Origin of the sequence: Pseudomonas brenneri (assembly GCF_007858285.1) — a bacterium.
Classification (GTDB): domain Bacteria; phylum Pseudomonadota; class Gammaproteobacteria; order Pseudomonadales; family Pseudomonadaceae; genus Aquipseudomonas; species Aquipseudomonas brenneri.
Genome location: NZ_VFIL01000004.1, coordinates 514,755 through 522,490, shown reverse-complemented (window position 1 = coordinate 522,490; position 7,736 = coordinate 514,755). Strand labels below are relative to the sequence as shown.

At 61.8% G+C, this 7,736-nt stretch carries 6 protein-coding genes; 1 reads left to right on the top strand and 5 read right to left on the bottom strand.

All coding sequences use genetic code 11. From position 1 onward, the window contains the following. Positions 1-494 precede the first annotated feature (494 nt). From FJD34_RS11685 to FJD34_RS11665, 5 genes are all read right to left on the bottom strand, one after another. Positions 495-971, bottom strand: coding sequence for a MarR family winged helix-turn-helix transcriptional regulator (locus FJD34_RS11685; protein WP_032803452.1), 477 nt, complete (start codon positions 969-971; stop codon positions 495-497). Positions 972-1,080: 109 nt separating this feature from the next. Beyond that, positions 1,081-1,857 (bottom strand): ABC transporter ATP-binding protein, encoded by a 777-nt coding sequence (locus tag FJD34_RS11680; protein ID WP_032863778.1) that lies wholly within the window; start codon positions 1,855-1,857, stop codon positions 1,081-1,083. After that, positions 1,854-3,644, bottom strand: a complete 1,791-nt coding sequence (locus tag FJD34_RS11675; RefSeq protein WP_090290769.1) for a branched-chain amino acid ABC transporter ATP-binding protein/permease — start codon at positions 3,642-3,644, stop codon at positions 1,854-1,856. The genes FJD34_RS11680 and FJD34_RS11675 overlap by 4 nt, the downstream gene beginning before the upstream one ends. Continuing rightward, positions 3,641-4,678 carry a branched-chain amino acid ABC transporter permease gene (locus FJD34_RS11670; protein WP_032863775.1) on the bottom strand — a complete coding sequence of 346 codons (1,038 nt, stop codon included), beginning with the start codon at positions 4,676-4,678 and terminating at the stop codon, positions 3,641-3,643. The genes FJD34_RS11675 and FJD34_RS11670 overlap by 4 nt, the downstream gene beginning before the upstream one ends. Positions 4,679-4,758: 80 nt before the next feature. Further along, positions 4,759-5,907 (bottom strand): ABC transporter substrate-binding protein, encoded by a 1,149-nt coding sequence (locus tag FJD34_RS11665; protein ID WP_090290770.1) that lies wholly within the window; start codon positions 5,905-5,907, stop codon positions 4,759-4,761. A gap of 705 nt (positions 5,908-6,612) precedes the next feature. On the opposite strand from FJD34_RS11665, the gene FJD34_RS11660 reads away from it, so the two are divergent. Beyond that, on the top strand, positions 6,613-7,734 hold the full coding sequence (locus FJD34_RS11660) for an amidase (RefSeq protein WP_032863771.1): 1,122 nt from the start codon (positions 6,613-6,615) through the stop codon (positions 7,732-7,734). The last annotated feature ends 2 nt before the right edge of the window (positions 7,735-7,736 follow it).

The following is a 7,736-nucleotide window of genomic DNA, read 5'->3' as shown; positions in this document are numbered from 1 at the left end:
GCAGCGCCAACAGGTAGCCCGTGGCGCTTGTGGGATTTTCGCGAGCAAGCTCGCTCCTACAGAAATTGGTGATGATCCGCTATTGATTCACACCACGTAGTTGTAGGAGCGAGCTTGCTCGCGAAAAACGTTAACGATAACGCAGCGCCAACAGGTAGCCCGTGGCGCTTGTGGGATTTTCGCGAGCAAGCTCGCTCCTACAGAAATTGGTAATGATCCGCTATTGATTCACGTCATGCAGTTGTAGGAGCGAGCTTGCTCGCGAAAAACGTTAACGATAACGCAGCGCCAACAGGTAGTCCGTGGCGCTTGTGGGATTTTCGCGAGCAAGCTCGTGCCTACAGAAATTGGTGATGATCCGCTATTGATTCACGCCATGTAGTTGTAGGAGCGAGCTTGCTCGCGAAAAACGTTAACGATAACGCAGCGCCAACAGGTAGCCCGTGGCGCTTGTGGGATTTTCGCGAGCAAGCTCGCTTCTACAGGGGGGAGGGTCAGTCTTCGGGCAGGTTGTCGAACAGGGTTTCCAGCAAGCTGTTGAGCTTGTTGAGTTGCGCGTCCGTCAGGCCCTTGAAACTGGTCTTGAAAATATCCGCCGTGACCTTGTGGCTCTGCTCGATGGTCTGGTACCCGGCCTCTGTCAAGGAGACCTGGGTGACGCGCCCATCGTTGGCGCAGACATTGGTCTGCACCAGGCCGTCGGCTTTCATGCGGTAGACGATTTTGGTCACCGTGGGCAGCTTGGCGATGGCGTGGGTGGAGATTTCCGAGATGCTCGACGAGCCGTTGTCCTTGAGGATCAGGAGGATGCGCCAGCGCGGAATGTCCATGTCGACTTTTTTCAGGGCCTTTTCCATCGCCATGGAATAGCGCCCGTTGACCCGGGCGAGCCAGTAGAAGGGGAACTCTTCTTTCTTGAAATCCTGGCTGGCAGGGTTATGACGATTCACACGTTTTTTCGCGGTGGTCATGCTCGGGCTTCGAATAATGGACAACGACCGATTGTTGCATATTCACGTGATTAACGTCGCGCTTGTCGCGCCGTGTGGGAGCCATCGGGCCCCACACGGGATAGAGCAATCAGCTCGCGAGCATTTCCTGATGCTTGCTGCTCAGGCCCAGGTAGGCCTCGATCACCCTAGGGTCGTCGGCCAGTTGCCGGGCGGGGCCGTGCATGGCGATCTGGCCGGTTTCCAGGACGTAGGCGTAGTCGGCGACCCGCAGCGCCGCCCGTGCATTCTGTTCCACCAGCAGGATCGATACCCCTTGCTCGCGCAGGCTGCTGATGATGCGGAAGATCTCGCGGGTCACCAGGGGCGCCAGGCCCAGGCTGGGCTCGTCGAGCATCAGCAAGCGTGGCTTGGCCATCAGCGCCCGGCCAACGGCGAGCATCTGCCGCTCGCCCCCCGACAAGGTCGCGGCCAATTGCTCGCGCCTCTCCCACAGGCGCGGGAACAGGTCGTATACCTGCTTGAGTGTCTGGCCGTGGTCACGCTCGCCCCGGCGGTGACGCTGGAACGCCCCCAGCAGCAGGTTGTCCGCGACGCTCATCGAGGTGAAGAGTTCGCGTTTTTCTGGCACCAGGCCCAGGCCCCGGCCCACCATCACTTCCACCTCGGGCACGCTTTGCAGAGTGCCGTCGAAGTTGACCTGGCCCCGGGAGCCCAGGACGCCCATGATTGCCGACAGCAGGGTGGTCTTGCCGGCCCCATTGGGGCCGATGACCGTGACAATCTGCCCTTCGCCGACGCGCAGGCTGGCGTTGCTCAAGGCTTCAACCTTGCCATAGGCCACGCTCAGGTTATCGATTTGCAGCAGGGTGGTGCCGGCGTTGCACGGTTCCATTGGCATATTCATGCGTCTGCGCCTCCCAAATAGGCTTCAAGCACTGCGGGGTTGTTTTGCACTTCTTCAGGCAGGCCCTGGGCGATGGGCTGGCCGAACTCCATGACCACCACGCGATCCACCAGGCCCATGACGAAGTCCATGTCGTGCTCCACCAGCAGGATCGCCATGCCTTCGGCGCGCAGGCGTTTGAGCAGTGCGGTCAGGGCTTGTTTCTCCTGGAGGCGCAGGCCCGCGGCAGGCTCGTCCAGCAGTAACAGGCAAGGATCGGCACACAGGGCGCGGGCGATTTCGAGGATACGTTGCTGCCCCAGTGCCAGGCTCGCGGCGTCCTCCTGCAACGCGTCACCCAGACCGACCCGTTCCAGTTGATAACGGGCCTCGGCCAGCAACTGCTGCTCCTCGGCACGGTCCAGGTTCAGGCTGGCGGCGATCACCCCCTGGTGCCCGCGCAAATGGGCGCCGAGGGCGGCGTTCTCCAGCACGCTCATCCCGGGCAGCAGTTTGACGTGCTGAAAGGTGCGGCTCATGCCCAGGCGGGCGACATGCCGTGAGGTTTTGCCATTGAGGGGCAGGCCTTTGAAGTGGATATCGCCTGAGGTGGGCCTGTCGACCCCGGATAACAGGTTGAACAAGGTGCTTTTGCCAGCGCCATTTGGACCGATCAGGGCGAGGATTTCCCCGGCGTCGATATGCAGGTTCATCTGGTTGTTGGCGACGAGGCCGCCGTAGCGCTTGGTCACCTGGTTGGCCTGCAGGATGCGGGTGCCGTGTTCGACCGCAGCGCGACGGGGCAGGGCCTGTGCCTGGGGCAACGGCGCGGTGCGTGTGCGGCCCTTGAACCACTTGCCCAGCCATGGCGTCAGGCCGCCCGGCGCGCAGTGCATCAGCAGCACGATCAGGATGCCGAAGACGATGGTTTCGTAGTTGCCGCCGTCGCCCAGCAGGTGGGGCAGCCAATCTTGCAGCCACTCCTTGAGCACTGTGAGGATGCCAGCGCCCAACAGTGCGCCCCAGATACTGGCCACCCCGCCGATCAGCGCCATGAACAGGTAATCGATACCCATGCCCAGGCCGAACGGGGTCGGATTGACGAAGCGCTGGGTATGGGCGTACAGCCAGCCCGATACGGCGGCAAACAGCGCGGCGATGACAAAGATCACCATCTTCGAACGGAAGGTGTTGACGCCCATGGACTCAGCCATCAACTGGCCGCCCTTGAGCGCACGGATGGCGCGGCCTTCCCGGGAGTCGAGCAGGTTGTGGGTGATCAGCATCGCTGCGCCCAGCACCAGCCAGATCAGGTAGAACATCTTTTCCCCCTGGTCCAGGGAAATCCCGCCGAGGGAAATGGCTGGCAGCCCGCCGACGCCGGTATGGCCACCCAGGGGTTCCAGGGTGCCGAACAGATAGTAGAGCGAAAGCCCCCAGGCGATGGTGCCCAGTGGCAGGTAGTGCCCGGACAGGCGCAGGGTCAGGGCGCCCAGCATCAGCGCCACCGTCACCGTCAGGGCCACGCCCACCAGCAGAGTCAGCCACGGCGAGGCACTCGCCCATTGCAGCCAGGTCGGCAGTTGCTCGGCGGTAGTCAGCCATGCCGTGGTGTAGGCCCCAAGGCCGACAAAAGCGGCCTGGCCAAAGCTGGTCATGCCGCCGACCCCGGTCAACAGCACCAGGCCAAGCACCACCAGGGCATACAGGCCGATGTAGTTGAGCAAGGTCACGTAGTAGGGGGCGAGCACCAGCGGCGCCAGGCCCAGCAGGGCAATCAGTCCGAGGATCAGGTAGCGTGGTTTCATTCGTGTTCCTCCACGTGACGGCTGGTGAGGGAGCGCCACAGCAGGAACGGAATGATCAGGGTGAAGACAATCACTTCCTTGTAGGCGCTGGCCCAGAACATCGAGAAGGCTTCGATCAGGCCCACCGCGAGGGCGCCCAGGGCTGCCACGGGGTAGCTGACCAGTCCACCCATGATCGCACCGACAAAACCCTTGAGGCTGATGATGAAACCGGAGTCGAAGTACAGGGTGGTGATGGGGGCGATCAGAATCCCGGACAGGGTGCCGATCAGGGCGGCCAGGACGAAGGTGCTCTTGCCGGCCATCTCCGGGGAAATGCCCATCAGGCGTGCGCCCATGCGGTTCACTGCCGTGGCGCGCAGGGCCTTGCCGTACAGGGTGCGCTCAAAGAACACAAACAAGCCGATGATCAGGCCCAGGGACGCGGCGATAATCCACAGCGTCTGGCTGTTGAGCGCCACCGGTCCCAGTTCCAGGCCTTGTTCGGAGAAGGGCCGGGTCCGCGCGCCTTCCGGGCCGAACAACAGCAGGCCCATGCCCACCAGGCTTACATGCACTGCAATCGAGACAATCAGCAACACCAGCGAGCTGGCCGAGGCGATGGGTTGGAAGGCCAGCCGATAGATCAACGGCCCCAACGGCACGACCAAGGCCAAGGTCAGCAGGGCCTGCAACGCCATGGGCAGTTGTGCCAGCGGCAGGTTGTTGACCAGGCCCACCATCGCCGCCGCGTAGGCGATCTTTACCAGGCTCTTGCGCGGCAAGCGCCAGGCGTGGGGGCGGCGGATCGAGGCGAGCAGGTCGAGGGCGCCATCGAGCAGGGTCAGGGCCAGCAGCAGCCAGACCAGTGCAGTGGGCTGGCCCGCTTGCAGGCTGGCCATGGTCAGGGCGCCATAGGTGACGAACTCACCCTGGGGGATCAACAGGATCCGGGTCACGGTAAACACCAGGAGAATCGACAAGGCCAGCAGCGCATAAATGGCGCCATTGGTGATGCCGTCCTGGCCAAGCAGCAAGGCTATCTGGGCATTCATAGGGCAACTCTTTGCACGGGGTCATCAGGCTTGCGGCGCCCGTCGGACACGGCTGGCCGAGCGGGCGATGGGGTGCGCTCTCAGTCTCTGAGCAGGGTCCAGGTGCCATTTTTCACCTGGATCAACTCCCGGCCTCGTTCATCGAACCCGCTGTGGTCGTCCGGGGTCATGCTGTAGACCCCTTGGGTGCCCGCCAACTCGTGGGTGCTTTCCAAGGCGTCACGCAGCGCCCGGCGGAACTCCACGGTGCCCGGCGCGGCCTTGGCGGCAGCCAGCGGGATTGCCGCTTGCAGCAGCAGGCCGGCATCGAAGGTATTGGCGCCGAAGGTGGCGGGCTTGCTGCCATAGAGTTTTTCGTAGTTGGCGGTGTAGTCCGCAGCGATTTTTTTCGACGGATTGCTGTCGGGGATTTCATCGAGCACCAGCATCAGGCTGGCGGCGAGGATCGTCCCTTCGACTTTCTTGCCACCCAGCTTGAGGAAGTCCGGTAGCGCGGCGCCATGGGTCTGGTAGACCTGACCACGGTAGCCCTGGTCGAACAGCGTGGCCTGGGGCATTACGGCCGGGCTGCCAGGCGCGGCTACCAGTACCGCGTCGGGGCGTGCGGCGAGCACTTTCAGGCTTTGCCCGGTGATTGAGGTGTCCTGGCGCTGGAAGCGTTCGTTGGCGACGATCTTGATCCCATGCTCGGTCGCCAGCGCCGTGGCTACCTTGGCCCAGTTCTCGCCATAAGGGTCGGCGGTGCCAATCAGGCCCAGGGTTTTTACCTGATGCCTGGCCATGTGTTCGAACAGCGCCTTGGCGATCAGTTCGTCATTTTGGGTGGTCTTGAACACCCATTTCTTCTCTGCCGTCATCGGCAGGATCACCGCCGCAGTGCCCACGGGCGACAGCAGCGGGACCTGGGCCTGGGCGACAAACGAGATCACTCCGATGGCATTGGGCGAGCCGCTTGGGCCGATGATCGCATCCACGTTGTCTTCGCTGATCAGCTTCTTCAGGGCCTTGACCGTGGCCGTCGGGTCGCTGCCGTCGTCCAGCGCGATGTAGCGGATGGCCTGGTCCCCGACCTGGGTCGGCAGCAGCGCCACGGTGTTTTTCTGTGGCACGCCGATCATGGCCAACGGGCCTGCGGCCGAGGTGATCACGCCGACCGTGACTTGCGCCTGGGCCAGGGATACGCAGGCCGCACTCAGTAGCAAGGTGGACACAGCTTTTTTCAAGAGCATGGAGTTCTCCGAAGCATTGCAAGGCTAAGCAAGCGCCCGTCCCTCGGCCCGTCGCCGCTTGAACAGCGGTCGCGATGCGCGATGGAGGCGAGCCCTTGGCGGTTGCCGCAACGGCGCGAGCCGCTGTTGATGGGCGAGTAGGGCGATAGCAGGTTGCATGCCAGAAAAATTCGGGACAGCGGTGTGAAGCAGGGTTTATCCCGGGCAGTGGACGTTGTGTTTGTCGTTCCGTGGCGAGACAAACCAGCGTTATGCGAAGGCGCTAGCTCGCGGTTTTATCGCTGTTTTTTATGATTTTTTAATTGAAAAAACATGCAAAAACTCAGGCTTATATCGATGGGTTTTGTTGCGCAAAAACAATCGGTAACTTTTCGTTTCTGCGCATTTTTTAAGATTTTTTGTGCTTCAGGTAAACAGAAGGAAAGCGTGGGCGATGTTGTATTTTTATTTTATGTATTTGAAATATAAGTATTTATTTTGATTTTTATTTTTGGTTTTGCGTTTTTTAGAGTGTTACCGAAATGCACGGCTCCGGTGCATCTCGTGGGAAATGTGCACCGAAAATACCCATATTTTAAAATAGATAATTCAATTGACATTTCACGTAAATATTATGATTTTAGATTTAAGCGTTGGGCAGGGGTTGATCTGTCCAGTCCACTGACAGGCGACGCGCAGGCGTCACAACATTGAGCGGGAGGTGGCATGACTATCGTCGTCGAGCATATGGCGTTGGGGGGGAGTGGTCTGTCGGTGATGGTCAAGGACACGATCGACATCGCAGGCTTTGCAACCCGTGCTGGCAGCCAGGCTTTGGAGAACGCAGCAGCGGCGCAGGAACATGCCCAAGTGGTCGAGGCCCTGCTCGCGGGCAACTGTCGGATTCTCGGTAAGACCAGCCTGCATGAGTTGGCCTTTGGCACCACCGGGATCAACCACTGGAGCGGCACCGCCGACAACCCGCTGTACCCCGGGTTGATTCCTGGCGGCTCCTCCAGTGGTTCGGCGGCGGCGGTTGCGGCAGGGCTGGTGGACTTCGCCCTGGGCACCGATACGGGTGGCTCGGTGCGTGTGCCGGCCGCCTGTTGTGGCGTGTTTGGCCTCAAGCCGACCTTTGGCCGGATCAGCCGTGCGGGGGTGATGCCCGGCGTCTCCAGCCTCGATTGTGTCGGCCCCTTTGCTGCCAGCATGGAACTGTTGATCGCGGCCATGCAGGTCATTGACCCTGGGTTTATTGCCCTGTCCTGCCCACCCAGTCTCAGCATCGGCGTGGTGCCCGTCACGGCGCACCCGCAGATCCTGCAAACCCTCGACGCGGCATTGGCCCGCAGCGGTTTTGCCCTGCACCCAACGCTGCTGCCTGGCATGGAGGCGGCCTACAACGCGGGCCTGGCCGTGATCAATCGTGAGACCTGGAACGCCTGTGGCCACCTGCTGCCCAGCGGCCTGCTGGGCGCGGACATCGCAGCACGCCTGCAAGCCGCGGCCTTGACCAGCGACGAAGCACTGCAGCAGGCCGAACAGGTGCGCGAAGCGTTCACCCATGAGGTGGATGCGGCCCTGGCGCAGCACCCGATCCTGGCCTTGCCCACCCTGCCCGATTACCCCCTGCAAGTGGCGCAGGCGGCAGATACCCGCGCTGCCATCGGCATGACTAGCCTGGTGCGCCCCTTCAACCTCACCGGCCACCCAGCCCTGAGCCTGCCGTTGCAAGGTCCGAGCGGCCTGCCAGTGGGCCTGCAACTGATCGCCGGCAAAGGCCAGGACGCGTTGTTGTGCGCCGTGGCCCTGATGATTTCGCAACGCCTAGAACAACAATCAGCCTGATT

Coding starts and splice junctions, on each gene's coding strand:
- FJD34_RS11685 (WP_032803452.1), bottom strand. CDS start 971: ATGACCACCGCGAAAAAACGTGTGAATCGTCATAACCCTGCCAGCCAG.
- FJD34_RS11680 (WP_032863778.1), bottom strand. CDS start 1,857: ATGAATATGCCAATGGAACCGTGCAACGCCGGCACCACCCTGCTGCAA.
- FJD34_RS11675 (WP_090290769.1), bottom strand. CDS start 3,644: ATGAAACCACGCTACCTGATCCTCGGACTGATTGCCCTGCTGGGCCTG.
- FJD34_RS11670 (WP_032863775.1), bottom strand. CDS start 4,678: ATGAATGCCCAGATAGCCTTGCTGCTTGGCCAGGACGGCATCACCAAT.
- FJD34_RS11665 (WP_090290770.1), bottom strand. CDS start 5,907: ATGCTCTTGAAAAAAGCTGTGTCCACCTTGCTACTGAGTGCGGCCTGC.
- FJD34_RS11660 (WP_032863771.1), top strand. CDS start 6,613: ATGACTATCGTCGTCGAGCATATGGCGTTGGGGGGGAGTGGTCTGTCG.